At 47.1% G+C, this 26,118-nt stretch carries 25 protein-coding genes; 11 read left to right on the top strand and 14 right to left on the bottom strand.

The features are described 5' to 3' along the window. Positions 1-22: 22 nt before the first annotated feature. The 3 genes from BUB37_RS14165 (at position 23) to BUB37_RS14175 (ending at position 2,807) form a co-directional block, all read left to right on the top strand. The gene (locus BUB37_RS14165; protein WP_072994546.1) at positions 23-616 is read left to right on the top strand and encodes a hypothetical protein; all 594 of its coding nucleotides are present in this window, start codon (positions 23-25) and stop codon (positions 614-616) included. Positions 617-672: 56 nt separating this feature from the next. Next, a complete protein-coding gene (locus BUB37_RS14170; protein ID WP_072994474.1) occupies positions 673-1,944 on the top strand; it encodes a sterol desaturase family protein in 1,272 nt (423 codons plus the stop codon). 101 nt (positions 1,945-2,045) lie between these two features. After that, positions 2,046-2,807, top strand: a complete 762-nt coding sequence (locus tag BUB37_RS14175) for a creatininase family protein (protein ID WP_072994475.1) — start codon at positions 2,046-2,048, stop codon at positions 2,805-2,807. A 20-nt stretch (positions 2,808-2,827) separates the two neighbouring features. Here BUB37_RS14175 and BUB37_RS14180 read toward each other — a convergent pair whose 3' ends face one another. From BUB37_RS14180 to rsfS, 6 genes are all read right to left on the bottom strand, one after another. Beyond that, complete coding sequence (locus BUB37_RS14180) at positions 2,828-3,088, bottom strand: acyl-CoA-binding protein (protein ID WP_072994476.1); 261 nt, start codon at positions 3,086-3,088, stop codon at positions 2,828-2,830. Further along, complete coding sequence (locus BUB37_RS14185; RefSeq protein ID WP_072994477.1) at positions 3,063-3,746, bottom strand: phosphatidylserine decarboxylase family protein; 684 nt, start codon at positions 3,744-3,746, stop codon at positions 3,063-3,065. The genes BUB37_RS14180 and BUB37_RS14185 overlap by 26 nt, the downstream gene beginning before the upstream one ends. Beyond that, a complete protein-coding gene (locus BUB37_RS14190; RefSeq protein ID WP_072994478.1) occupies positions 3,736-4,539 on the bottom strand; it encodes a phosphatidate cytidylyltransferase in 804 nt (267 codons plus the stop codon). Before BUB37_RS14190 ends, BUB37_RS14185 begins: the two co-directional genes overlap by 11 nt. Positions 4,540-4,542: 3 nt before the next feature. After that, positions 4,543-5,157 (bottom strand): LUD domain-containing protein, encoded by a 615-nt coding sequence (locus BUB37_RS14195; protein ID WP_072994479.1) that lies wholly within the window; start codon positions 5,155-5,157, stop codon positions 4,543-4,545. A 63-nt stretch (positions 5,158-5,220) separates the two neighbouring features. Continuing rightward, positions 5,221-7,233 (bottom strand): ATP-dependent zinc metalloprotease FtsH, encoded by a 2,013-nt coding sequence (ftsH, locus tag BUB37_RS14200; protein ID WP_072994480.1) that lies wholly within the window; start codon positions 7,231-7,233, stop codon positions 5,221-5,223. Between the two features lie 9 nt (positions 7,234-7,242). Beyond that, entirely contained in the window at positions 7,243-7,620 is a 378-nt protein-coding gene (gene rsfS, locus BUB37_RS14205; protein WP_072994481.1) for a ribosome silencing factor, read from the bottom strand. Between the two features lie 94 nt (positions 7,621-7,714). Here rsfS and BUB37_RS14210 point away from each other — a divergent pair, with 94 nt between their 5' ends. Beyond that, positions 7,715-8,446, top strand: coding sequence for a biotin--[acetyl-CoA-carboxylase] ligase (locus BUB37_RS14210; protein ID WP_072994482.1), 732 nt, complete (start codon positions 7,715-7,717; stop codon positions 8,444-8,446). Positions 8,447-8,460: 14 nt separating this feature from the next. Here the strand turns inward: BUB37_RS14210 and BUB37_RS14215 are convergent, their stop codons facing one another. Beyond that, the gene (locus BUB37_RS14215) at positions 8,461-8,853 is read right to left on the bottom strand and encodes an orotate phosphoribosyltransferase (RefSeq protein WP_072994483.1); all 393 of its coding nucleotides are present in this window, start codon (positions 8,851-8,853) and stop codon (positions 8,461-8,463) included. A 1-nt stretch (position 8,854) separates the two neighbouring features. Then, positions 8,855-9,505, bottom strand: coding sequence for an orotate phosphoribosyltransferase (gene pyrE / locus BUB37_RS14220; RefSeq protein WP_072994484.1), 651 nt, complete (start codon positions 9,503-9,505; stop codon positions 8,855-8,857). Between the two features lie 7 nt (positions 9,506-9,512). Here pyrE and BUB37_RS14225 point away from each other — a divergent pair, with 7 nt between their 5' ends. After that, positions 9,513-10,106, top strand: coding sequence for an NUDIX hydrolase (locus BUB37_RS14225; RefSeq protein WP_072994547.1), 594 nt, complete (start codon positions 9,513-9,515; stop codon positions 10,104-10,106). Here BUB37_RS14225 and BUB37_RS14230 read toward each other — a convergent pair. From BUB37_RS14230 to BUB37_RS14250, 5 genes are all read right to left on the bottom strand, one after another. Further along, entirely contained in the window at positions 10,103-11,890 is a 1,788-nt protein-coding gene (locus tag BUB37_RS14230; protein WP_244526840.1) for a M14 family metallopeptidase, read from the bottom strand. The genes BUB37_RS14225 and BUB37_RS14230 overlap by 4 nt on opposite strands. Before the next feature lie 104 nt (positions 11,891-11,994). After that, positions 11,995-12,399, bottom strand: a complete 405-nt coding sequence (locus BUB37_RS14235; RefSeq protein ID WP_072994485.1) for a response regulator — start codon at positions 12,397-12,399, stop codon at positions 11,995-11,997. Next, positions 12,386-14,233 carry a PAS domain-containing sensor histidine kinase gene (locus BUB37_RS14240; protein WP_072994486.1) on the bottom strand — a complete coding sequence of 616 codons (1,848 nt, stop codon included), beginning with the start codon at positions 14,231-14,233 and terminating at the stop codon, positions 12,386-12,388. The genes BUB37_RS14235 and BUB37_RS14240 overlap by 14 nt, the downstream gene beginning before the upstream one ends. A gap of 240 nt (positions 14,234-14,473) precedes the next feature. Further along, positions 14,474-14,929 (bottom strand): pantetheine-phosphate adenylyltransferase, encoded by a 456-nt coding sequence (gene coaD, locus BUB37_RS14245; protein ID WP_072994549.1) that lies wholly within the window; start codon positions 14,927-14,929, stop codon positions 14,474-14,476. Positions 14,930-15,008: 79 nt separating this feature from the next. Further along, positions 15,009-15,992, bottom strand: a complete 984-nt coding sequence (locus tag BUB37_RS14250) for a D-alanine--D-alanine ligase (RefSeq protein ID WP_072994487.1) — start codon at positions 15,990-15,992, stop codon at positions 15,009-15,011. Between the two features lie 259 nt (positions 15,993-16,251). Here BUB37_RS14250 and BUB37_RS14255 point away from each other — a divergent pair, with 259 nt between their 5' ends. From BUB37_RS14255 to yaaA, 3 genes are all read left to right on the top strand, one after another. Then, positions 16,252-16,839 carry a PASTA domain-containing protein gene (locus BUB37_RS14255; RefSeq protein ID WP_072994488.1) on the top strand — a complete coding sequence of 196 codons (588 nt, stop codon included), beginning with the start codon at positions 16,252-16,254 and terminating at the stop codon, positions 16,837-16,839. A 3-nt stretch (positions 16,840-16,842) separates the two neighbouring features. Then, positions 16,843-17,868, top strand: coding sequence for an RluA family pseudouridine synthase (locus BUB37_RS14260; protein WP_072994489.1), 1,026 nt, complete (start codon positions 16,843-16,845; stop codon positions 17,866-17,868). Between the two features lie 102 nt (positions 17,869-17,970). Then, entirely contained in the window at positions 17,971-18,732 is a 762-nt protein-coding gene (gene yaaA / locus BUB37_RS14265; protein WP_072994490.1) for a peroxide stress protein YaaA, read from the top strand. A 1-nt stretch (position 18,733) separates the two neighbouring features. Here yaaA and BUB37_RS14270 read toward each other — a convergent pair whose 3' ends face one another. Next, the gene (locus BUB37_RS14270; protein ID WP_072994491.1) at positions 18,734-18,862 is read right to left on the bottom strand and encodes a 30S ribosomal protein THX; all 129 of its coding nucleotides are present in this window, start codon (positions 18,860-18,862) and stop codon (positions 18,734-18,736) included. Between the two features lie 193 nt (positions 18,863-19,055). Here BUB37_RS14270 and BUB37_RS14275 point away from each other — a divergent pair, with 193 nt between their 5' ends. The 3 genes from BUB37_RS14275 to BUB37_RS14285 all read left to right on the top strand — a co-directional run bounded on the left by BUB37_RS14275 (position 19,056) and on the right by BUB37_RS14285 (position 26,037). After that, on the top strand, positions 19,056-22,508 hold the full coding sequence (locus BUB37_RS14275; protein ID WP_072994492.1) for a pyruvate carboxylase: 3,453 nt from the start codon (positions 19,056-19,058) through the stop codon (positions 22,506-22,508). A 9-nt stretch (positions 22,509-22,517) separates the two neighbouring features. Next, positions 22,518-23,210: a uracil-DNA glycosylase family protein gene (locus tag BUB37_RS14280; protein ID WP_072994493.1), complete on the top strand. Its 693-nt coding sequence runs from the start codon at positions 22,518-22,520 to the stop codon at positions 23,208-23,210. Between the two features lie 277 nt (positions 23,211-23,487). After that, on the top strand, positions 23,488-26,037 hold the full coding sequence (locus tag BUB37_RS14285) for a phosphoenolpyruvate carboxylase (RefSeq protein WP_072994494.1): 2,550 nt from the start codon (positions 23,488-23,490) through the stop codon (positions 26,035-26,037). Positions 26,038-26,118 lie beyond the last annotated feature (81 nt).

The following is a 26,118-nucleotide window of genomic DNA, read 5'->3' on the forward strand; positions in this document are numbered from 1 at the left end:
TATTTATGTAAATCAGATTCTTATGAAACATATCGTATTGTTGTTGGCCCTTTCTGCTACGGCTTGGGCGAGTTCACAGGAAGGAAGACCGGAAATCCTTCCCGAAGAAATCCAGATAAAGACCGCCACTTTGCCGGTACCCGAGGAAGAACGGGACGAGGCCATGGTCTATGGTTATGACGGCGACGGCAATTTAACGGTACTCCGCGAAGGCAGCAACAACCTGGTCTGTATCGGCGACGACCCAGCAAAGGAGGGTATAAGCGTGGCGTGCTATTCAAGGGCTTTGGAGCCCTTTATGAAGAGAGGCAGGGAACTGACGGCCGAAGGAAAGAATACCAAGGAGAAAAGGGAAATTCAAGGTGCCGAGGTGGCCGCAGGCAAATGGCAGATGCCCAATGTGCCCAGCATGATGTACGTGTATTACGGTAGCGAAGCGGGCTACGACAAGAAAACGGGCGAACTGGCCGACGGCCAATACCGTTATGTTATCTATACCCCTTTCGCTACCCTGGAATCGACCGGTCTTCCGGCCAAGCCCCACGAAAAGGGAATGCCTTGGCTTATGGATCCCGGAACCTTTAGGGCGCATATTATGATCGGGCCCTTTAACTGATAAGATACTTTTTGGGGCAAGGGTAGTATGGACAATCAAATTTAATCGTCGCTATTTTGGAAACATACGCACAGGCCTTATTGTACGCGATTCCGTTTTTTGTGGTACTGTTGCTGGTCGAGATCGGCTACGGATACTTTGTGAAGGACCAAAAGCATAGGATACTGGATTCGGTTTCGAGCATAAGCTCCGGATTCACCAATATTGTAAAGGATACCTTGGGCCTGGGGTTTGTGCTGGTCTCTTACCCCTTTCTCTTGGAGCATTTGGCCCTTATGGAGATCAAAGCCACTTGGTTGGTTTGGTTGCTCGCCTTTTTGGTCATCGATTTCGCCGGTTATTGGAACCACCGTTTGAGCCATAAGGTAAATTTTTTCTGGAACCAGCACGTCATTCACCATAGCAGCGAGGAATTTAACTTGGCCTGTGCCCTGCGACAGCCCATTTCCAATTTGTTGGGCTATTTCCCGTTGTTTCTCTTGCCCGCCGCACTCTTGGGCGTTCCGAACGAAGTTGTCGCGGTATTGGCCCCTGTCCATCTATTTGCCCAGTTCTGGTACCACACCCAACACATCGGAAAGATGGGGTGGCTCGAATATGTGCTGGTGACTCCTTCCCAACATCGGGTACACCATGCCATAAATCCGGAATACATAGATAAGAACCTGGGGCAAATCTTGTGCATTTGGGACCGCTGGTTCGGTACTTTTCAAGAAGAACTCGATGGGGTACCGCCTCAATACGGGGTCTTAAAACCCGCCCGCACCTGGAATCCGATTCTGATAAATTTCCAACATTTGTGGCAAATGATCCAAGATGCATGGCGAACGGAAAGCTATTGGGACAAGTTGCGAATTTGGTTCATGCCCACGGGGTGGAGGCCAGCGGATGTAAAGGGGAAATATCCGGTCAAGGGTATCGAAGATGTTTATGGTTTTGAGAAATACACCACGCCTTCATCGCCGGGACTAAATGTATATGTGGTTTTTCAGTTAACGGCCACGCTGCTCTTATTATGGTTTATGTTTTACAATTACAGTAGTATCGGGGTTGATGGTTTATTGCTTTTCGGTGTCTTTGTCTTTATCGGTATTTTTGGTTATACGGCCTTGATGGATCGAAAGGGGTATGCTGTTTGGGTCGAGGTGGTAAGAGGTGTATGTGGTATAACCCTAGTGGTGCTTACGGGCGATTGGTTCGGTATAAATCGATATTTTGAAGGGGCGGCCTGGGCGGTGATCCTATATTTCTTGATTACCATACTCTCCGGGATCTATTTTACTTACTTTGAGAAGGGGACGGGCCCAAAGAAAATATTGTCCCACTGAAACCCGGCTCCCCAGTTCTTGGGAAGTATTCGCATATTTTTGGAAGGGGGTATGGTATTTATACAATCGGCTTTATTAAGTTTGTTGTATAAACCCATGGAATGAGACCCTATATACTTGCCGAAACCAATTGGAAGGCCCTAAAGGATGCCCGTTTTGATATGGCCGTGCTGCCGTGGGGCGCCACGGAGGCACACAATTATCACCTGCCCTATGCCACCGATAACATTCAAGCCGATTTTTTGGCCGCAGAAAGTGCCAAATGGGCCTGGGAGCAGGGCGGTAGGCCCATTGTGCTTCCCACGATTCCCTTTGGGACCAATACGGGGCAATCGGACATTTATCTCGACATCAACCTGAACCCCAGCACACAGCTGGCCATACTTACCGACATTGTAGAGGTCTTGAATAGGCAAGGCCTATACAAGCTGCTTATTTTCAATGGGCACGGGGGAAATAATTTTAAGCCCTTGGTGCGCGAGTTGGGCTTAAAATTTCCTAAAATGTTTATCAGTTTTTGTTTTTTTCCGGAGGTTCTGGACAAGGACCTCTACTTTGAGGAGCCCGGAGACCATGCCGATGAAATGGAAACGAGTCTAATGCTTTATCTCAGGCCCGATCTGGTGCTGCCCAGGGAAGAGTGGGGGAGCGGGGCGACAAAAAAGTACAGGATAAAGGCCTTTTCGGAAGGATGGGCCTGGGCAGAGCGGAAGTGGTCGCAGATTTCGCAAGATACCGGCGTGGGCGACCCCACGAAGGCGACCAAGGAAAAAGGGCAACGTTTTTATGCGGATGTGACCCAAAAAATGGGAGCTTTTGTATATGGGCTTTGCAAGGCCGATTTGGAAGATCTTTATGAGTAAAGGGACGGGGGCAGGGGGTGTTATTTCATCACCTCCTTTTTTACAAGTTTTATATAGGCCTTCATGGCATCTTCACGGCTCATGTTCTTGGCCTGTATAAGGGCGTTTGCCTTAAAGGCATTGATCAAGGGCACGCTGCTGTCGGGGCTGCGATAGTTCTTGTTGGCAATCTTGTAATAGGCGTAGAGCTTCAATAGAAGATCGGCGGGCAATGGGTCGGTGTAGTTGTTGATGTATTCAACGACTTCTTCGAAATCAGTATGTAATTTCTCCTTCTTCATCTTTTTTTACTACGGCGGCAATACATGTCTTTGCACCCACTACCTTTTGGTTCAACTTTACGGTTACGGCACAGTCCAAAGGTAAGAATACATCTACCCGCGAACCAAATTTTATAAATCCCGCGTCTTCTCCCTGCTGAACGCTCTCGCCTACCTCTGCGTAATTTACGATACGCCGGGCCATGGCGCCGGCAATTTGCCTGTAAAGTATTTCGCCGAATTTCGGGGTTTTGATCACCACGGTGGTACGTTCGTTCTCGGTACTCGATTTAGGGTGCCAGGCTACCAAATATTTTCCGGGGTGGTACTTGGAATACGTTACACTTCCGCTGGCCGGATACCGTGTTACATGGACGTTGATAGGGGACATGAATATGGACACTTGCCGCCTTTTGTCCTTAAAGTACTCGGTTTCCTCCACTTCCTCTATGACTACGACCTTGCCGTCGACCGGGGCCAAAATTTCATCGAAGTTTTTATTGGGCCTTCGGCTTGGGTTGCGAAAGAACTGCAGAATAAGAACCAGAAACACGAGGGCCAGAATTTGAAGTGCCCAACGCAACCACGGTATGTTTACATAGAATTGCGATAACAGAATAACCGCGCAAACAATAAAAAAGGTGGCCAATATTATTTTTTGACCCTCTCTATGAAACATAGGCAATAATTTTTAATGTTAAAAAGGCGAAAGGAGCTGCGAAAACCAAACTGTCGAGCCGGTCCAACATACCTCCGTGTCCCGGTAGCAGGGCTCCACTGTCCTTCACTCCCGCGGCCCGTTTTAATTTTGATTCCACTAGGTCACCCAGACTTCCCGCTACGACGATTACCACCGCTATAATTACCCATTGTACAGGTGTAACTATCGGTTCGTACCTACCGAGAAAATAAGCCGTTCCTACGGCAAAAATTAAGCCTCCCACGGCCCCTTCGACCGTTTTTTTGGGGGAAACCCTACTGAACAACTTGTGTTTTCCCAAGGCGCGACCGGTGATATATGCAAAAGAATCGTTCACCCAAATCAGGATAAAAATACCTATAATAAGGAACTTGACAAAGTCATTATTGGTGTAGGGGATCATTGTTAGGAAAATAAAGCCCCCGCCAATGTAAAAAAGGCCGATGATAAATTTCTGAACGGTGTTGAAAAGTTTTTCCTTTTTTGAGAAAAGGTAGAACAGCAAGGCAAAATTGGTGGCAAGGGTACAGAATAGAAGGGCGTAGACCGTCCATATTTCGGTAACAAAATAGATGTAGGCCCACCAAAGGACGAGGTAGGCGAAATAGATATGCAAACCACGTAGCCCGACCAGTTTTTTGAATTCATTGAGACAGGCCAGTCCAAATACCATAAACAAAAAATCGAAGGCGTCCGAGCTTAGAAACACAACGGAAAGCAGCAAGATGATATATACGGCCCCTGTCAGTGAGCGCCTAAGTATTTCCTTCATAGTCTACAGGTCTTCCAAAAGTAAAAGATACAGATTTTTGGAACTACTCCCGTAGGTGAGAAAATCGGCCGAATTACCTTCGTTAGCCTGAAAATGCTTAAGTGTTGTAATATTGGCCGGAATACTTCGGCCGTACTTCTTTTTGATGGTCTTCAAACCTTCTCCGATCGATTCTACCAATTGGCTGGTAGTGGCGAAGACAATGACGTTATAAGGCAGTTCGTTGAGTTTCTTTTCCATCAACTGCTGCGAACACACCAATATGGAGCCATTTTGGGCTATTAAGTGCTCACAGGCCGTAAAGAATACATCGCTTTCCGAACTGCGGTCGGTAAATTTTACCTTTTCCTTGGAAAACTTCGCCTTCAGTTCAGGGTCGAGCACGAAGAACGGGTGGTCTTGCCAACTGTTCTCGTTGATAATGTTCCTTAAGGCTTGGCTGATTTCGGCAAAAGAGTCGCAATAGAGAAATTTTCCACCGTTCTTTTTGAAGTGGATGGTAAATTTTTCATCAACGGGAATGTTAAGGTCGGGCATGTGGGCGCCTCTGGTCTCTACAGTTTCCTTAGAAACCTTTTTCTTGTTGCCCCCTCCGAATAATTTGTCAAATAACCCCATGTACTCTTCTAAAAACTCAGTCTGTATACGGCCTTCCTAAAATAAGGAGAACGTTAAATTATTTTATTTATTTTCTTCGCCTTCTTCCGCCAATGTTCCGGCCACCTCGGGGTCGTCGGCCTTTGTATCGTTTAAGCTTTCCTGGCCTTTTTCTTCAAAGTCCTTGTCGAAAGGTCGTTTTCCGAAAATTTTCTCGAGATCTTCCTTAAAGATGACCTCTTTCTCAAGGAGCCTTTCGGCCAAGATGGTCAGTTTGTCCTTATTTTCGGTCAGTACCTTTATGGCCCTTTGGTACTGGGCTTCGATGATCTTTGAGATCTCTTCGTCGATGGTTTTGGCGGTTTCCTCGCTATAGGGTTTGGAGAAGCCATAGGAATCTTGACCGGATGAATCGTAATAGGTAAGGTTTCCTATTTTTTCGTTGAGTCCGTAAATGGTTACCATGGCCCGGGCCTGCTTGGTCACCTTTTCCAAATCGCTCAATGCCCCGGTCGAAATTTTATTGAAAATAACCTTTTCTGCCGCACGACCGCCCATAGTGGCGCACATTTCGTCGAGCATCTGTTCGGGACGGACGATCAAGCGCTCTTCGGGCAGGTACCATGCCGCACCCAATGATTGTCCACGGGGAACAATGGTCACCTTTACCAAGGGGGCCGCGTGTTCCAGCATCCAGCTTGTAGTGGCATGGCCCGCTTCATGGTAGGCAATGGTCTTCTTTTCGCCAGGGGTAATGATCTTGTTCTTTTTCTCGAGTCCGCCTACGATCCTGTCCACGGCATCCAAAAAGTCTTGTTTGGTTACCGCTTTTCGTTCTTTACGGGCGGCGATCAGTGCCGCCTCGTTACAAACGTTGGCAATATCGGCCCCTGAGAATCCGGGGGTCTGTCTGGCCAAGAACTCGAGGTCCAGGGCTTCGGCCGTTTTAATGGGCCTTAGGTGAACTTCGAATATTTCCCTTCTTTCCCTTATATCGGGGAGGTCTACATAAATCTGTCTGTCGAAACGGCCGGCGCGCATCAGGGCCTTGTCCAAGACATCGGCGCGGTTGGTGGCCGCCAGTACAATTACATTGGTATTGGTGCCGAAACCGTCCATTTCGGTCAGTAGTTGGTTCAAGGTGTTTTCCCTTTCATCGTTACTGCCGGTAAAGTTGTTTTTTCCCCTTGCCCTACCGATGGCATCGATTTCATCGATAAAGATAATGGCAGGTGATTTATCCTTGGCCTGTTTGAACAAGTCGCGTACACGCGATGCGCCCACCCCTACGAACATCTCGACGAAGTCGGAGCCCGAGAGGGAGAAGAAAGGTACCTTGGCCTCCCCTGCGACGGCCTTGGCCAATAGGGTCTTACCTGTTCCCGGAGGGCCTACCAATAGGGCTCCTTTAGGTATTTTGCCCCCTAATGAGGTGTACTTGTCAGGGTTCTTTAAGAACTCCACGATTTCCTCGACCTCTTCCTTTGCCCCTTCAAGGCCGGCAACGTCTTTAAAGGAGGTGCGGGTATCGGTCTTTTCGTCAAAGAGCTTGGCCTTCGATTTGCCAATGTTGAAAATTTGGCCGCCGGCTCCACCGCCACCGCCACCTGACATTCTTCGCATCAGGTAGATCCATATACCGATGATCAATACAAAGGGCAGTATGCCCAATAGAAGATCCATCAGATAGTTGTTGTCGGTATCATAGTCGACAATGGTATCGAGGTTATTTTCCTTCTTTATGTTCTTGATCTCGTTCTCGAAATTCTGAAGGTCGCCATAATCAAGTACATACTGGGGTACGGCACCTGCCGAAGGAAGGAAGGGCTTTTCGGCCACATCTTTGTGAACATCCTTGGCGAGGGCCTCATCGGTAAGGAATACCTTGGCCTGCCGGGTATTGGTGATGATCATGATCTCTTTGACATCACCGTTTCTCAAATATTCTTGTAGTTCGGATGTTGTGGTTTTTCGGGTACTGGCAAAATTGCCACTGCCCAAAAATTGAAAACCTATTAACAGTACCGCAATCAATCCGTAGATCCACCACGAGCTGAACTTGGGTTTCTTAGGGTTTACATTATTATCTTTCGCCATTCTATTTCTTTACTGGTTTAAACTACTTTCGACCGAGGTTACCTTTGCGTCACCCCAAAGTCCTTCAATATCGTAAAACTCCCGAATATGTTTTTGAAAAACATGTACGACTACATTGACATAGTCCATCAAAATCCACTCGGCATTGTCTTCTCCCTCAACATGCCAAGGCTTGTCCTTGATAGCTTTGCTTACGGTTTTTCGGATCGAGCCTACTATTGCATTAACATGTGTATTCGAAGTACCATTACATATTATAAAGTAGTCACAAACGGTATTTTCAATATCCCTGAGGTCGAGCAAGTTGATATCTTGTCCCTTAACTTCCTCAATCCCTTGTAAGATCAATGCAATTAATTCATCTGCACTGGCTTTGCTTTCTTGCATTCAAAAATTTTAGTTTCTACAAAGTTATTATTTTTTTGTTCTTTTAGCCTCAGTTTTTTCACAATAGACGTAATATCTCTTGAAACCTCGGCTTATGCATTTAATCAAACTTGATGCCACGCACTCGACCAACGATTATTTAAAAGACCTAATGGCTTTAGGTGGCTTAAGCGATTTTACGACCATTTGGGCCGGGTACCAGTCGAAAGGTAAGGGGCAAATGGGGGCGAAATGGACGTCTGAAAAAGGCAAAAACCTAACCTTCAGTGTTTTAAAGACGGATTTGAGCCTGCCTGTCGCCGAAAGTTACACCTTGAATGTCTGTGTGGCCTTGGCCCTATACAATTACCTAAAAGCCATTCGGGTACCAAATTTAAAAATAAAATGGCCTAACGACATTCTGTCAGGTACTTCGAAAGTTTGCGGTATCCTTATTGAAAACCAGCTAAAAGGAAACCTTATCAGCTCGGCCATCTTGGGAATTGGCCTGAACGTCAACCAGACCGACTTCCATTCCTTGCAAAACGTAACCTCGCTCAATTTGTTGTTCGACCGCGCTTTTAATTTGGATAAGGTTCTGCGGCAAATAGTGCATAGCCTGCAAGAGGTCTTCGCGGAACTCGAAAGCAAAGGGGGCGCACAGCTCTGGGCTACTTATGAAAGCGCCCTTTTTAGAAAGGACAAGCCATCGACTTTCGAGGATCCCTCGGGGCAACTGTTCATGGGCTTTATCCGTAGGGTTTCGCCCGACGGAAAATTGGTGCTGGAGCTCGAAGACCGGGTAATGCGCGAATTCGACCTGAAGGAGCTAAGGTTGCTTTATTGATTTGTGGCGCTTGCTCAGATTTTGGATAGGTTGTCGGAAAGCGTCGTCATAAAATTGGTAATGGGTTTTTTTACCATCATGGCCATCATGGCGTTGAATTCGCCCTCAAAACTAAGGGCTACCTCGCTTGAATTTTCCGAAATCGAATCTATCCGGGCGCTCAGGGTAAACGGGAGCTTGTCGCTGGCGGCCCCGAGCACGATTTGGCTATACGGGGTCTGTTCCTTTCTTTGCAGCACTATTTCAGGCATGCCCTTTAAGGCGAAAAGAAAGCGGTCGTCATTGATTACCTCGAACTTGTCGATGTTGTCGGGCATCAATTTTTCAAAGTTTTTAAGGTCCGTTAAAAATTCAAAAACCTCTTTATCGCCTTTTGGGATAACGGTATTGGGAGTTTCTATATGCATGTTATTGATTTGTCGGTTGCCACTTCGATGGGTTTATGCGCCATTCCCTAAGTGTGTTTAACTGATCTTCTTTTACGAAATGGGTTTCCGAGGCCTGTTGTATGAGGTGCTCGTAATCGCTAAGCGTATGAAGTGCCATTTGCCTCGATTCGAAATTTTGGTCGGCGATTTGAAAGCCATAGGTGAATATGGCCACCATGCCTTTTACCTTGGCACCGGCCTCCACCAATGCGTCCACGGCATTGAGGCTACTTTTTCCGGTACTTATAAGGTCTTCGATGACCACCACGGTCTGGTGGGGCTCAAGCTTGCCCTCGATCTGGTTTTGCCTCCCGTGCTTTTTGGGCTCGGGCCTGACATAGATGAAGGGCAGGCCCAAAAAATCGGCAACCAAGGCCCCGATACCGATAGCTCCCGTGGCCACACCGGCGATTATGTCAGGTTTGCCGTACAGGGCCTCGACCTGCTTGGCCATTTCTTCGCGAACGTAGTTGCGAATTTGCGGATACGAAAGGAGGATCCTATTGTCGCAATAGATAGGCGATCTCCACCCCGAAGCCCAGGTAAATGGATTTTCGGGTTTCAACTTTATTGCATTAATTTGCAACAGAAGCTCAGCTGTTTTTTTGGCGGTGTTTTTGTCTAAAACCATGACGCAAATGTATAAAGTTTTTGTGAACGAATTGCCCTTGATCTTGACAAATAAGATTTCGGAAACCGCCAATGGCGATTATTTTCCCTTGAACGAAAATTCCATCAAGGAGGCTATCAAGTCCTTGAAGAAAAAAAAACTTCCCGCAGCCTATATATACCATCCCAATCACGAGGAAATCTTAAAGAAATTTACCAAAGAGATCCCGCTTGTGGTGGCCGCAGGGGGTGTGGTGACCAATGAAGTGGGGGAGGTGCTCTTTATATACCGCAACGACAAATGGGATCTGCCCAAGGGAAAGCTCGACAAAGGCGAATCGATCGAGGATTGCGCCATACGTGAAGTGATGGAGGAGACCGGGGTAAAAAACCTAAGGATAGAGAATTTTTTACGCACGACCTACCATGTTTTCGGGAACAATGGAAAGAACACGCTCAAAGAGGTTCACTGGTACGCCATGAAGACCGATTATACCGGCAAGTTAAAACCTGAAAAGAAGGAGGGCATAATGAAGGTCCGATGGAAGGGTCCGCAAAAGATACAAAAGGCGCTTCAAAATTCCTATCCCAATATAAAACTGTTGTTCGGCGATTGGAATTAGTCGGTGTACACGCTGTCCCGTGGCACGCGATACACGGGGTAAAGCATATGGGCGTCTTCGTAGTATTCCGATCTCTTGTAGATCCAATCGAGTTGTGCGTACCAATTGGAGGCAAACTCGGGCTCATTCTCCCGCTTGGTCTCGAAACTGTCCCTGAGAGCTTGGTTTTCCTGTAATAGTTTAAAGGCTATATCTTCAAAGACATAGGGAGAAAACCCTTCTTTTCGTTGCAAGATCGGGTCGAAAAAGTTCCAATTGAAAAACGAGTCGTGCGCCTGGGGCTCCAAGGTTTCCAAAATATACCTGATGCCTTTTTGGTCGGTGGGAATGTACAGGTCCCCTTGCTGTAACATCACTTTTTGGGTACTTGCCTGCACCTCGGTATCGCTATGCGGGTAATGGCCTTCATAGGGTTTCCGCGATGTCGCGTAGTTTTTGATCCTATAGGTTTCGACCGTGACCAGGGTGTCTTTCAAAAATGTTTCGTAATCGATGTGGTTCAGGTCTAAAAGCGCCTTGACGCGCGACCAACCCTTTTTGAGAATATAGGCCTTGGGGATCGAAACCGAATCCGTAGCCTTGTAATAATTTTGATAGGTGACCTCTTTGGTAAAAGGTCGGTTTCGGTCGTATTTCAGTCGTGGTAATCCCGTTACCCTACTCGTTAGGGTATCGGCTTCATACCCCTTAAAGTTCAATGTGGTCGAACGGGTCGTGTCAACGGCCCATTGGGTGGGGTAGTATTTCCAATCCTTGTAGCTGTGCTGGGCCTCGGCACGCAGGCGTTTTATTTTGTCCTTGTCCCTTTCGGCGATGTCCATCATTGTCTTCATCAACAGGTAAGTGCCCTCCACCCTTTTTTTGTAGGGTTTTAGCATATGGGTCTCGACCATAAGGCCCAAGGTGTTCCACAGGGCCGTGTATCCGGTAGAATAGCGGGGGTAGTCCATAAATTGCGAAAAACCATTTTCAGGTACCGTATTGAAAACGTTTACGTAAGGGGTAATTTCCCAATGGTTTTCCCTTAGTTTTTCTTCCAAAGAAGGCATCATCCCGTGGTGCAGGTAGTCGCCCAGTTCCCCGCCCAATTTGTTGTGCTGGGTAAAGAGGTGGGTGAGGGTATATTGATAATCGGCCCCATTGCTTACGTGGTTATCGATAAAAATATCGGGCTGTACCATGTGGAATATTTGATAGAAGGTACGGGCGTTTTTGGAGTCGGCCTTTATAAAATCGCGGTTGAGGTCGTAGTTGAGGGCATTTCCCCTAAAGCCGTATGAGCGCGGACCGTTCTGGTTGACCCGGGTATTGCCGTTGCGGTTGAGCGCCCCGCCGATATTGTATATGGGGATGGTAACGATGATCGTATTTTCGGGTGCCGGCAGTTGGCCCGTGGCAAGGTCGCGGTACAGCATCATGGTGGCATCGATGCCATCGCTTTCGCCCGGATGGATACCGTTGTTGATCAGTATAATGGTCTTCTTGTCGCCGATTTTCTGGAAATTGAAATCCCCATCGGGGTTATAGGTGACAATATGTAACGGATAACCGCTATCGGTCGAGCCAAGGGTCTGCATGTTGATTTCCGGAAATTCCTTGGCCAGTCGAATATAAAAGTCAATGGTTTGAAGGTAGGTTGCCGTCTCCTCGCCATTGCTTATTTCGAAATGTGTCGGATAGTTGGTGCCCTTGTCCTCTTCCTCGGTTTCGCAGGATAGGAGTATGAAGGTGCATGCCAAAAGAAACAAGGGCTTCAGGTTTTGAACGTAGCGCTTTTTTCCCATATCGCAAAATTACGCAAAAAGGCATTCAAAGCTGAAGAAAATTGTATTTCCGTACCGTTTACGGCCCCATGGGCCTTCGATGTGGAAGGAGGGTGTGGAGGGGGTTACGCTTTTTTGGTAATCTTGGCAATCTCTTCCTTAAAAAGGGGTTTTTGGTTGTAGGCGATGTGGTGGTCGGTCAACATTTGATAGTGTTCCCATTTCTCTTTGTCGCGGCAGTCTATCGACGAAGTAATGATGTTTATTCGAACCTTTTTTGGTGATGCTATGGTTATAAACTCTTCGAGAAATTGCCACCCGTCCATGATGGGCATGTTGATGTCGAGGAAAATGACATCGGGCAACTGGCCTCCCTCCCCCAAATGGCTTTTAATGCCCTCAATGGCTTGTTTTCCATTGGAATAGGAAGTGATGTTTTCACAGGAAATCACCAGACTTAGCATTTTTCGCACGCCGAAAACGGTAATCGGATCATCGTCAATTATACAGATGCTATCAAATTGTGTCATTAAAATGTATCTTGAATATGGTGCCGGTGCCGACCGTGCTGCTAACGGTTATTTGCCCCTTCATTGCTTCTATTTGGTTTTTGGTTATGTACAACCCGATTCCCCGGCTATCCTTGTGGTGGTGAAAGGTTTTGTACATACCGAAAAGTTTGTCCCCGTATTTTTTCAGGTCTATGCCCAGTCCGTTGTCTTCGACGGAAAGAATGGTCTTCCCCTTTTCTTGGGCGGTGCTCAATTTGACTATGGGATCCCTTTTGGGATCTTTGTACTTTATGGCATTGGTAATAAAGTTGATCAAGATGCTTTCGATGTAGGTGGGTACGACATTGATCTTCAGTTCTTCGTCTACTTCGTTGATAACGGTAGCCTTGTTTTTATGGATAAAGGCGGTAAGGTTTTGTGTGACCACATTGATCTTGTCGCTCAGTTTGATGGGTTTTCTCTCCAGTCCGGCATTGGTGTTCAGTGCCACTACCTCATTGAGGTTTTCCAAGGTCTCCATTAAATTGTTGGAGGCAGTGGTAAGCATTCGTATGATGTTCTTTTTTTCCTTTTCATCCTTTTCGTCGACCAAAAATTCCAACAACATCGAGAAGTTGGCGGTATGCGAACGCAGGTTGTGCGAAATGATATGCGCAAAGTTGACCAGTTTTTTGTTCTGTAAGGAAGCCACGTCTACCAAATCGCGGAGTTTTTCCTCCTTTTGCTTAAGGTCGGTAATATCGTGACTTATTCCGACGATGCCCGCTGCCTGGCCATTTTCATCGATCAGCGGTATTTTCGAGACCAAGAAGTTGGTTATCTTCCCTTTTTTGTCCCTTATGTTGCTCTGCTTGTTAAGGATGGGTTCAAGGGTATCCATTACTTTTTGGTCTTCCTTGTTCAACTCCTTGGCTATATCGGAATCGTAAAGGTCGAAGTTGGTTTTGCCAAGGATGTCGCTAGGGTCGGGAATGCCCAAATATTTGCATTCGGCCTTGTTGACCAGAATTTTACGCGATTCCCTGTCTTTGATGTAAATGTTAAGGGGGAGGTGGTCTATTAAGGTGTGGAGCAACTTTTCGTTGGCCTTGGTCTTGGCCTCGGAGAGCACTTTGTCGTTGATATTTTGAAAAGTACCCCTTAGGGCCACTAGTTTACCGTCTTCATAGGTCGGGGTACCGTTCGACTGTACCCATATTTCATTCCCCTTGGCCGTGATAATCACCAATTTTTCACTCCATGACGTACCGTTGGTCATGGCCTCGTGCAACGCCATGGAAATTAGGTTTTTGCTATACCCTTCTTTGTAAAAACCGATGGCATCTTCTATGGTCGGTACAAAATTTTCGGGTACCTCGTGGATTTTTCTGGTAACATTGCACCATACCAACGAATCTTGGAGGATATTGTAATCCCAGCTTCCGATCTTACCTATTTCCGAAATGATGTCGAGCTTTGACCTAAGTCGTTTGAGGTTGGTCTCGTTAAGCTTTTGCTGGGTTATGTCGTTGACAGTGATGATGAGGCCTATTGACTTTCCTTCGTTATCGAACCAAGGGTTGCAGCTCCATTCCAACCATTTACAACTCGTCGGGTCATAGGTGCATTCCTCGAAAGACTTGTCGGTCTTTTCGGATAGAATGTCGATAAGGGTGTTGACGATCTTGTTTTTTGAACTTGAGAAAAGGTAGTCGATTCGCTTGCCGAAAACATCGTCGGGGTGCAGGTCGAAGAACTTTAGCCACACATCGGACGCATAGACAACCTTGAGTTCCGTATTCACAAAAGCCGTTGCCGATGGCAATTGTTTAATATGGTGACTATGTTTGTCTATTTGTGGTCCTTTCGGCATAATAGCGAAATTTCGTACTAAAGTAGAGCGACTAAAGAATATATCTAAAGGTTTGTTGTGAATACCATGAAAGCCGTTGTTTGGTTAACGAATCAAGTGGTTTAATATTTTTACAACCTCTAGAAAGTTATTTCCTACAAAGGCCCTTTTGTTTTTTGAGTTGGTGGGCAAGAAAGAAAAATTATGGAAAATGAGCTGCCAAAGAAACGCTAAAATTTGCGTATATAGTGAAAAATACAGTTATGGAACGCGAACCGTTTCGGGAACCAAACCCGTATAATCGCCTCCATTTCGTATAACATCCCTAACGATGGAAGAGCTTATGTAAGATTTTCCTGATGATGTGAGCAAAAATACGGTCTCTATTTCGGAAAGTTTTCGGTTGGTATGGGCTATGGCCTTTTCGAACTCAAAATCGGCCGGGTTCCGAAGTCCCCTCAAGATGAAGTTTGCCTCCATTTTCTTACAAAAATCAACCGTGAGGCCTTCGTAGGTACGGACCTTTATTTTGGGCTCGTTCAAGAAGGCCTTGCTTATAAATTCCATGCGCTGCTCTAGGGTGAACATGTATTTTTTTTCCGAGTTTACCCCAATGGCTATGATTATTTCGTCGAACAGGGTAATGCCCCTCATGATAATGTCAAAATGGCCCAAGGTCAAAGGGTCGAATGAACCTGGGAAAATCGCGCGTTTCATAGTTTTTGGTTTTCGGTTTAATCCCCCTCTTTGGGGGTGGATCGGTTGCAAGGCCACGTGGGGCCCTTGGCTTTTAAAGTTAGGTATTTTTCTTGAGGGCCTCTTCAATGGCGCTTTCAAACAGCTCCGACATGCTTATGCCCGCGGTTTTGGCCTGTTGGGGTAGTATGCTTTCGGCCGTGAGGCCGGGCGTGGTATTCATTTCGAGCATGTAGGGTTCATCGCCGATAAAAATGAACTCGCTTCTCGAATATCCCTTCATTTTTAGTACTTCGTAAGCCCGTTTGGCCGTTTCGACGACGTTCCGTTCTTGTTCGGGGCTCAGCCTGGCGGGCGTTATTTCCTTTGATTTGCCTTGGTATTTTGCCTCATAGTCGAAAAAATCGTTTTCACTTACGATTTCGGTAATGGGCAATACCTTCGTTTGTCCCTTGTAGGTGATGACGCCTACCGAAACCTCGGTTCCGTCGAGAAACGACTCGATGATCACCTCGTCGTCCTCTTGGTAGGCCTTTTGGATTGCGGGCCCGAGATCTTCGGCCTGGTACACCTTTGATATCCCAAAGCTACTGCCCGCTTTGTTGGCCTTAACAAAGCAAGGTAGGCCGACTTTGTCCACAATGGCCTGAACATCGATAGGGTCGCCAAGATTCAAGTAGAACGAAGTGGCCGATTTGATGCCATAGGGCCTTAAGGTGCTTAGCAAATCGCGTTTGTTGAAGGTCAGGGCAGACTGGTAGTAATCGCACGAGGTCTGGGGTATGTTCAACAATTCGAAATAGGCCTGCATCAGTCCGTCTTCGCCCGGTGTACCGTGAATGGCGTTGAACACGCAGTCAAAGTTTATTTTTTGGCCATCGATATCGATCGAAAAATCACCTTTGTCGATGGGGTGTTCCTTCCGGTTATCGTCTACATAAACCCATTTCTCCCTTAAGATATGAATGCGGTAGCAATCGTATTTGTCTTTGTCGAGCGAATCGTAAACTACGTTGCCACTCTTTAACGAGATTTCAACTTCACTGGAATAACCGCCCATGATAATGGCAATATGTTTTTTCATTCTGCTAAATTATTTGCTTGGCATTTTCAAAGAAAAGAAAAAGTACCAGATTTTTTATGTTTTTTTTGATAGTGTAGTAAAAAAATAAGTTTTAATTTTTTCGGTGTAATTAGGGTTAAAGTAAGAATAAGGAAGTCTTTTTTTCGTTTAATTGAAAAGCGGGTATCCGTTTAGACTTTGTCGTTAATTATTTAAGTTGGGGACAAACAAAGCATGAAACGACTTCATTACTTATATTTGTCGCGTTTAAACTTGCCTTATGCGTAATTTTTTCAATTTTTTAAGAAGCAGGGTGTTTCTGATCCAGTTGGGTTTGGCCGTTCTGGTGTCGATACTTTTGGTTTTCTTGACCCTAAGGTGGTTGGATAGTACCACCAACCACGGTGAATTTGTAATCGTACCCGATTTTTCAAAAATGTCGGTTCCCGAGATGAGAAAATCGGTAGAGGAGGCCGGCCTGCGTTACGAGGTCTTGGACTCGGCGAACTACAATCCCGATTATCCGAGGTTTTCGATCATCGATCAAAACCCACCTGCGGGCAATAAGGTCAAACAAAACCGCAAGATTTATTTTACGGTCAACCCTTCAGGCTATAAGAAGGTAAGCATACCAAAGATAATCCAGGTTACCCAGCGTAACGCCACGTCGATGTTGCGGGCCGTTGGGCTCGATGTGCAAAGGGTAACCTATATCGATGAGCTGGGCAAGGACATGGTGTACCACATCAAGTACAAGGGCAAATATGTAAAGCCCGGCGACAAATTGCCGAAAACCTCCAAAATTGAACTGGTCTGTGGAAACGGCACCATAACCGACCAAGCTCGGGTTCAAGCCGATTCGGAATAGCCTATGCAAGCACAACAGAATCCCGATTTTAGCGATGACGAACTTTTTGAGCATCACAGCTTCGTGGCCTCAAAAGGACAGGAACCCTTGCGGGTAGATAAGTTCTTGATGAATTTTATCGAGTACGCTACGCGCAACAAAATCCAGCAGGCGGCCAAAAACGGGCACATTTGGGTCAATGGCGCCATCGTAAAACAGAATTACAAGGTAAAGCCCGGCGACGAGGTAAAGGTAATGTTCGAGCATCCGCCGCACGAGTTTTTATTGGTGCCCGAAGACATACCCTTGGATATCGTGTACGAAGACGACGTGTTGCTCGTGGTGAACAAACCTGCGGGCATGGTGGTGCACCCCGGGCACGGCAATTACTCGGGTACCCTTATCAACGCACTTCTATACCATATCAAAGATCTGCCCGTAAACAGCAACGAACGTCCCGGTCTGGTACACCGCATCGATAAGGATACTTCGGGCCTCTTGGTCGTGGCCAAGACCGAGGCGGCGATGACCCATTTGGCCAAGCAGTTTTTCGACAAGACTTCCGAACGCGAGTACATTGCCTTGGTCTGGGGCAATGTGGAAGAAGATCAGGGGACCATTGAGGGGCATATCGCGCGTAATCCCAAAAACCGATTGCAGATGCAGGTTTTTCCCGATGGGGACGAAGGCAAGGAAGCCGTTACCCATTATAAGGTGTTGGAGCGTTTGGGCTACGTCACCCTGGTCTCATGTCGGTTGGAGACCGGCCGTACCCACCAGATCCGGGTCCACATGAAATATATCGGGCATACCTTGTTTAACGATGAGAGGTACGGCGGAAACAAAATTCTTAAGGGAACCACCTTTACAAAGTACAAGCAGTTCGTAGACAATGCCTTTAAGATCTTGCCCAGACAGGCCCTGCATGCCAAAACCTTGGGCTTTACCCATCCGGTAACGGGCGAGGTCATGCGCTTCGACAGCGATATACCCCAAGATATGGCCGATTGTATCGACAAGTGGAGGCATTACTCCAAGCACAGCCAGTGAGTATAAATTACCTCGATAACGGTATCGACAAGTCTTGCCAAAAGAGGTAGGTTATCTGTTTGATCATCGTTATTTTTACACCATCAAACAATACGTTGCCCAATGAAAATAGTTGTTTCTCCAGCAAAGTCGCTCGATTTTAAAAGTGAATATCCCCAAGTTGAGACCACTCAGCCTGTATTTCTGCAGGAAGCGCTCCAATTGAACCGGGTCCTTGCCAAGAAAAAGCCGAAGGCATTGAAGGAGCTTATGGGTATTTCCGATAATTTGGCCCAGTTGAACTGGGAACGCAACCAAAAGTTTGAAATTCCGTTTACCCCCGAAAACGCAAGACCGGCCATTTTTACGTTTAGCGGCGATGTCTATCAGGGCCTTGACGCCTTTACCTTGGATGCATCCCAAATAGGGCAGCTCCAAGAGACCTTGCGAATACTGTCGGGCCTCTACGGCATACTGCGCCCGCTCGACCTTATGCAGGCCTATCGACTTGAAATGGGCACCAAACTCAAGGTTGGCCGAAAGAACAATCTATATGAATTTTGGAAAAACACCATTACCGAGGCCCTAAATGCCGAACTGGAAGAGGGCGAACTTTTTGTCAACCTGGCCAGTAACGAATATTTTAACGCCGTTGATGTGCAAAAACTCAAGGTTCCCGTAATTGCCCCCGTTTTTAAGGATTGGAAAAACGATAAGCTAAAGATCATCAGCTTCTTTGCCAAAAAAGCAAGAGGGGCCATGGTGCGGTATATCGTCAATACCAATGCACAGTCCTTGGACGATATTAAGGGATTTGATTACGACGGGTACCGATTTAGTGAGGCACATTCCCTAAAGGAAAATGAACCGGTCTTTATCCGATAGCCTACTTCTTTTTCTTGAGGTCGATCTTTTCCTCCACGGTGGGACGTCTCTTAATTTTTCGGGGTCGTCTGGCCCCATAAGAACGATTGGCGATCTTACCTCTTCTCGATTTGATATCTCCTTTTCCCATATGTTGTTTCTTTCCCTAAAAATAAGGGTTTGGGCCTATAAATTCAAAATAAGTGTCTAAAAACCACTTTTTTTGACCGTAAAAACATCACAAAATTCTTGTAATTTATGAGGCCATCGTATTGTTATACAAGGCCAAAAAAGTTAAGTTTGTTCGAATGGGTTTTTAGGTACGAATTAAAACGGCACACCATATGGAAATAAAAAAGGTTTTAGTAGCGAACAGGGGAGAGATTGCTATACGCATCTTTAGGGCCTGTGTTGAAATCGGTGTGCGTACCGTTGGTATCTATACGTACGAAGACCGGTATTCCCTGCACCGCTACAAGGCGGACGAATCGTACCAGATCGGGGAAGACAACGAACCCCTAAAACCGTATCTGGATATCGATGCCATTATACAGGTGGCCAAGGAGAACAACGTCGACGCCATCCATCCGGGCTATGGCTTTCTTTCCGAAAATGCCGATTTCGCCCAAAAGTGTGCCGACAACGGAATTGTATTCGTAGGGCCCAAAGTTTCCGTCCTAAAGGCCTTGGGCGACAAGATTACCGCGAAGGAGGTGGCCGTTGCCAACAACATTCCCATAATCCAGAGCAGCGATAAGGACCTAAAGGACGTAAAGACGGCCATAGCCGAAGCCAAGCGGATTGGCTACCCCTTGATGTTAAAGGCGGCCTCCGGCGGCGGCGGGCGTGGAATGCGCGTGATCCGAACCCAGGAAGAGCTGGAAAAGGGATTTCCCGAAGCCAAAAGGGAGTCGCTCAACGCCTTTGGCGACGATACGGTCTTCCTCGAAAAGTTTGTGGAAAACCCCAAGCATATCGAGATACAGATCGTGGCCGATACCCATGGGAACATTGTACACCTGTACGAACGCGATTGCTCGGTGCAGCGAAGGTACCAGAAAGTTATCGAGTTTGCCCCGTCGATAGGACTGCCGCAAGAGACCAAGGACAGTCTCTACAAATACGCCATCGATATCTGCAAGGCGGTAGGCTACAACAACATCGGTACGGTGGAATTTTTGGTCGATGATGACGGAAGCATTTATTTTATCGAGGTAAACCCCCGCATCCAGGTCGAGCATACGGTTACCGAAATGATCACCAATATCGACCTGGTAAAAGCCCAGCTTTTTATTGCCGGAGGATATAAACTGTCGGATACCCAAATAAAAATACCGAGCCAAGAATCGGTTCAGGTAACCGGCGTCGCCCTGCAGTGCAGGATCACTACCGAAGACCCCTCGAACGACTTTAAACCCGATTACGGGGTGGTTACCACCTACAGAAGCGCCTCGGGTTTCGGTATCCGGTTGGATGCGGGAAGCCTTTATCAAGGGGTGGTCATCTCGCCCTTCTTCGATTCGATGCTGGTCAAGGTTTCGGCGCGTAGCCGTACCCTCGATGGTTGTTGTAGAAAAATGCGGCGTGCCCTGGCCGAGTTCCGAATTCGCGGGGTCAATACCAATATGGCCTTTTTGGACAACATCTTGAAGCACGAGACCTTTAGGGAGGGAAAGGTAACGGTAAATTTCATTAAGAACGAACCCAAGCTTTTCGAGTTTACCGAACCCAGAAACCGGGCCAACAAGCTCATTACCTTTTTGGGGGAGACCATTGTGAACGGCAATCCCGATGTAAAAAATTACGACCCCGAACGAAAATTTACAAAGCCCAAAGTTCCGTCGTTTTCAAAAACCGATGGCTATCCGAAGGGAACCAAAGATCGGTTGACCGAAATGGGCCCTGAGCAATTTGCCCAGTGGCTCAAGGCGGAAAAGAAAGTGCATTTTACCGATACCACCATGCGCGATGCCCACCAGAGTTTGTTGGCCACCCGCATGCGTACGGTAGATATGATGAAGGTGGCCGAAGGCTATGCCAAGAACCATCCCGAAATATTTTCCATGGAAGTCTGGGGAGGGGCCACTTTTGACGTTTGCCTGAGGTTTTTGCACGAAAATCCGTGGGAGCGCCTGGCCCTCTTGCGAAAGGCCATGCCCAACGTGTTGCTGCAGATGCTTATTCGCGGATCCAACGGGGTGGGGTATACGGCCTATCCCGATAACCTGATCGAAAAATTTGTAGAGGAATCGTGGAATACGGGCGTGGATGTCTTCCGGATTTTCGATTCGCTCAACTGGATGAAATCCCTCGCACCCTGTATCGAATACGTGCGTAAGCGAACGGGAGGCTTGGCCGAGGGTTCCATCTGCTACACCGGCGATATCTTAGATCCCTCCAAAACAAAATACGACCTCAAATACTACGTCCAACTGGCCAAGGACATTGAAAATGCCGGGGCCCACATTCTTGGGGTCAAGGATATGGCGGGACTCTTAAAGCCGAATGCGGCCTTTGAGCTGATCCAGGCCTTGAAATCCGAAATAAACATTCCCATCCACCTGCACACACACGATACCTCGTCGGTTCAAACGGCTACCTATCTCAAGGCGGTGGAAGCCGGTGTCGACGTGGTCGATGTGGCCTTGGGCGGACTTTCGGGACTCACCTCTCAGCCCAATTTCAATTCGGTGTTGGAGATGCTCCGTTTTCACGAGCGCGAAAATCCGATGGATGCCGATAAGTTGGCCGAGTATTCCAATTATTGGGAAACCGTCCGTAATTACTATTACACCTTCGAATCGGGACTCAAATCGGGTACGGGCGATGTGTACCGCCATGAGATTCCCGGAGGGCAGTATTCCAATCTAAAAGGACAGGCCATTGCCTTGGGGCTTGAGGACAAGTTTACCGAGGTGACCAAAATGTACGCCGAGGTCAACCAAATGTTCGGCGATATTATCAAGGTGACCCCGAGTTCGAAAGTGGTGGGCGATATGGCCCAGTACATGATCAGTAACAACCTCAGTGTGGCGGATGTGATGGAAAGGGGCGATGATATTTCCTTTCCCGAATCGGTAAAAAGTTTTTTTCGGGGCGACCTGGGGCAACCGGTCGGCGGATTTCCAAAGAAACTGCAAAAGATCGTCCTAAAGGACGAAAAGCCGTACACCAATAGGCCCAACGCCCATCTAGAACCCGTTGATTTCGACAAGGAGTTCAAATCATTCAAAAGAAAGTTCAAAAAGGGTATGGGCAGAAAACTGGAGATTACCGACTTTCTTTCCTATAAATTGTATCCGAAGGTGTTTATCGACGCCTACAACAACCATGTCAAGTATGGCAATGTGGTGAACATACCTACCAAAAACTTCTTTTACGGCATGGATGTGGGCGAAGAGATTATGGTAGAGCTCGAAGGCGGCAAGAACGTTTTGATTTCGCTGATGCTGAAGGGGGAACCCGATGAGGCAGGCAACGTCAGCATCTTTTTTAAGATCAACGGGCAGTTGAGAAACGTGATGATCAAAGATAGGTCGATAAAGGTCGAAAAGAAGGAAAATGTAAAGGCCGACCCGAACGATCCGAAACAGATAGGGGCCCCCTTGCAAGGTTTGCTTTCGAACGTGGTGGTGAAAACGGGGCAGGAGGTAAAAAGAAACCAGCCCTTGTTCGTTATCGAGGCGATGAAAATGGAAACCACGGTTACGGCCACCGAAGAAGGTACGGTTGCCAAAATTCAGTTGCAGGGCGGTTCGCTGGTGAATTCCGAAGACCTGGTGCTGACCCTTAAATAGTACGTCCCGATGTTTCTGCACAAACATCCCTATGAGCCCTTTGTCTTCGAAGAGGCCGAAAAGCTGATTGTGGGAACCCTACCGCCGCCCAGGTTCACGACCGGGGAACTGAAACCCGATGACGTCGATTTTTGCTATGGCAGTAGAAACGGCATGCTCTGGCCCATTTTAGACCGTATTTTCGATTTGGGCCTGGTGTACGAGAACAGCCCCTATGCCGTCGAACAGCGCAAGAACTTTTTGGTGGCGAATAAGATCGGGGTCTGCGATATTGTCGAAAGCGCCGAGCGCCTTAAGGTCGATGCCTCCGATCTGGGGATGGTAAACGTTCGCTTACGCGACCTGGTACACTACTTGGAGCGTTATCAAAACTTGAAAACCGTGCTTTTTATGGGCGGTAACAGTAAAAACGGCCCCGAATACTTTTTTAGGAAACTGATTCGGCCGAGGGGCATCAAGTTGGAAACGGTTTCGGATGAGGTGCCCCGAATCTACCGTTTCAAATTGCCCCAAACCAAGCGGGCCATACGCACGGTGTCATTGACGGCTCCCTCGGGGGCAGCGAACAGGGCCGTAGGGAGCCTGCCTTCCTATAAGAAAATGAAAGCCGCCAATTCCGATTTTAATACACTGGATTTTAGGGTGATGCAGTACAGGGTGTTTTTTCTTCCTAGGGAAACGAAGGCTCCGGGCCCTAACTAAAAAGAGCCCTATCGGTTGCGATAAGGCTCTTTTACGAGAACACTATATGAAAATGAAAAAATTTACTTCCTTGATTATTACATGGTAAAAGTACCTATCCGTTTTACATTGCTGAAATTATTGTTGTCAACACTGTTGTTTTTGTAGTGTAGGTGGGTATTTTTGTTATAAGATAGATTCTAGGATTGGCAATCGTCGCAGAATGCCGATCTTTACGGGCCGGAATCGTGTTTACAGTTAGTTTAGGACCATTAACACCATTATTACATAAAAGTATATGCAACAACAAGACGAAAAACTGAAGGAGTTCAAAAAATCGGTCAATAATAAATTCAATGTATACAACAGCCTGTTCTTAAACCTCCCCTACCGGCATATCGAGAATGTGGGTATCCTTATCCCGCTCTTATTGGATCAATGCCAAAAAGGCCTGGCCTCGGGGCAGAACCCACAGGAAATTTTGGATGCCTTTTTTCAGAACTATGTCAAAATAGATTCCGAAAAGGAACGTATCGATTTTATGTTCCGCATTATCCAGTACGTCGAACGTCAGGTAGTGCTCTACGACAGTGTTGAAGATGCAGCTTTTCCCAAGCTACAGGCCCACCGAAGGTCTTTGACCATCAAAGACTATTTTGAACTTGTCGACAAGAGCAAGAGTTGGGACAAGGTATCGAAAAAGCTCTCGACCTTCAGTGCCCGTATTGTGCTCACGGCGCATCCTACCCAGTTTTATACCCCGGCCGTACTCGACATCATCCAAGAACTGCGCTCATTGATCTTGGAAGACCGTATAGACGATATAGACGTCGTCTTACAGCAGTTGGGGCTCACATCGCTCTTGAACTCGAAGAAGCCTACCCCCTTGGACGAGGCCAAAAATATCATTTACATCCTGCGGCATACCTACTACGATGCCATCGGGGAACTCTATGCCTATATCAAGGCCAATATCAGAAATAACGATTTCAACAATTACAATATCATGAAGCTCGGCTTCTGGCCCGGTGGCGACAGGGACGGTAACCCCTACGTAACGGCTCCCATTACCAAGGATGTGGCCGACGAGCTTCGTATAACGCTGATGAAGTGTTATTACAACGACCTGAAGCGAATTCAAAAGAAATTGACCTTCAAGGGGGTGCAAGAGCCTATCGGAAAGTTGAGGAACAACCTCTATACGGCCATGTTCGATACCCAAAAGACCATAGGCTACGAAGACATCCTACAGCCCTTGTTGGAAATCAGGGAACTTTTGATCACCAAGTACCATGGCATTTACCTGAAGGAACTTGATTTCTTCCTCGACAAGGTGAAGATATTCAAGACCCACTTTGCGACCTTGGATATTCGGCAAGATCACAGAAAACACAAATTGGTCGTAGAGTCGGCCCTAAGGAAAAACGGACTTATCAAAGAGGCGATAGAGGAGCTTTCCGAAGGGGAACTGATCGATCTTTTGATCCATAAAGACCTGACCTTGAATCCCGACGATTATTCCGATGCCCTGGTCAAGGACACCATAGAGAACATTGCCCAACTGAAGACCATTCAGGCCACCAATGGCGAAGAAGGGTGTAACCGTTACATTATCAGTAACTCCGAGGATATTTTCTCGGTACTTTTCGTATACGGGCTCTTCAGGTGGTGCGGTTGGGGCGATCGCGATATCACCTTCGACATTATTCCGCTCTTTGAGACCATGACTGGTATGGAGGGGGCCGAAAAAACCATGCGGGCACTGTTCGACCTGCCGGCCTATAGGGAACACCTCGAAAAGAGGGGCAATAAGCAAACCATTATGTTGGGCTTTTCGGACGGAACCAAGGACGGGGGCTACCTCAAGGCCAACTGGGCCATTCTCAAGACCAAGGAGACCCTGTCAAAAATTTGCGACCAGAACGGGATAGATGCCATCTTCTTCGATGGACGTGGTGGACCACCGGCACGCGGAGGCGGAAAGACACACCGTTTCTATGCCGCACAGACCAAGGCCGTGGCCAACAACGAGATCCAACTTACCATTCAGGGGCAGACCATCACCAGTACCTATGGTACCAAGGAACATTTTATACACAACAGCGAGCAGCTGTTGACGGCCGGTCTTTCCAATAACCTCTTTGGCAAGGAAAACGTGATTTCTAGCAAACAGCGCAAATTGATAGAGGAACTCTCGGAGTTGAGCTTTAAAAAGTACGATGCCTTGAAAAACCACGAGATGTTCATTCCGTATTTGGAGAATAGGAGTACCCTAAAGTATTACCAAAAGGCCAATATCGGAAGTAGGCCCGGTAAACGGGGAAACAAGAAGAAATTGGAGCTGAGCGACCTTAGGGCCATTTCCTTCGTGGGTTCGTGGAGCCAGTTGAAGCAGAACGTACCGGGGTATTTTGGTATAGGTACGGCCATTAAGACCCTGAAGGATGCAGGTCGGTTGAAAGAGGTGAAGAAGCTGTACAAGGAGGTGCCCTTCTTCAAGGCCCTGATGTTGAACAGTATGATGTCGCTCTCAAAATGCTATTTTGAACTGACCAGCTACATGAAGGAAGACAAGAAATATGGGGACTTCTGGAACATCCTGCACGAAGAGTACCTGCTTTCGAAAAAAATGCTCTTGCTGATCTCCGGAAATAAGGTCTTGATGGAAAACGAGGCGGTTTCGCGGGAATCGATACGAATACGCGAGAACATTGTTCTACCCCTATTGGTCATCCAACAATATGCCTTACAGAAAATCGGGCAGAACACCACCTATCTCGACGAGTACGAAAAAATCGTTACCCGATCGCTCTACGGCAATATCAACGCCAGTAGAAACTCGGCATAAGAACAGGGCCCTTGCTTTTTAAGTAAGGGCCTTTTTTTTTGTGATGGTGAAGGGTGGAGGGCCTATTCTGGTTTTTGGGCC

This window comes from Pseudozobellia thermophila (genome assembly GCF_900141855.1).
Lineage (GTDB): Bacteria > Bacteroidota > Bacteroidia > Flavobacteriales > Flavobacteriaceae > Pseudozobellia > Pseudozobellia thermophila.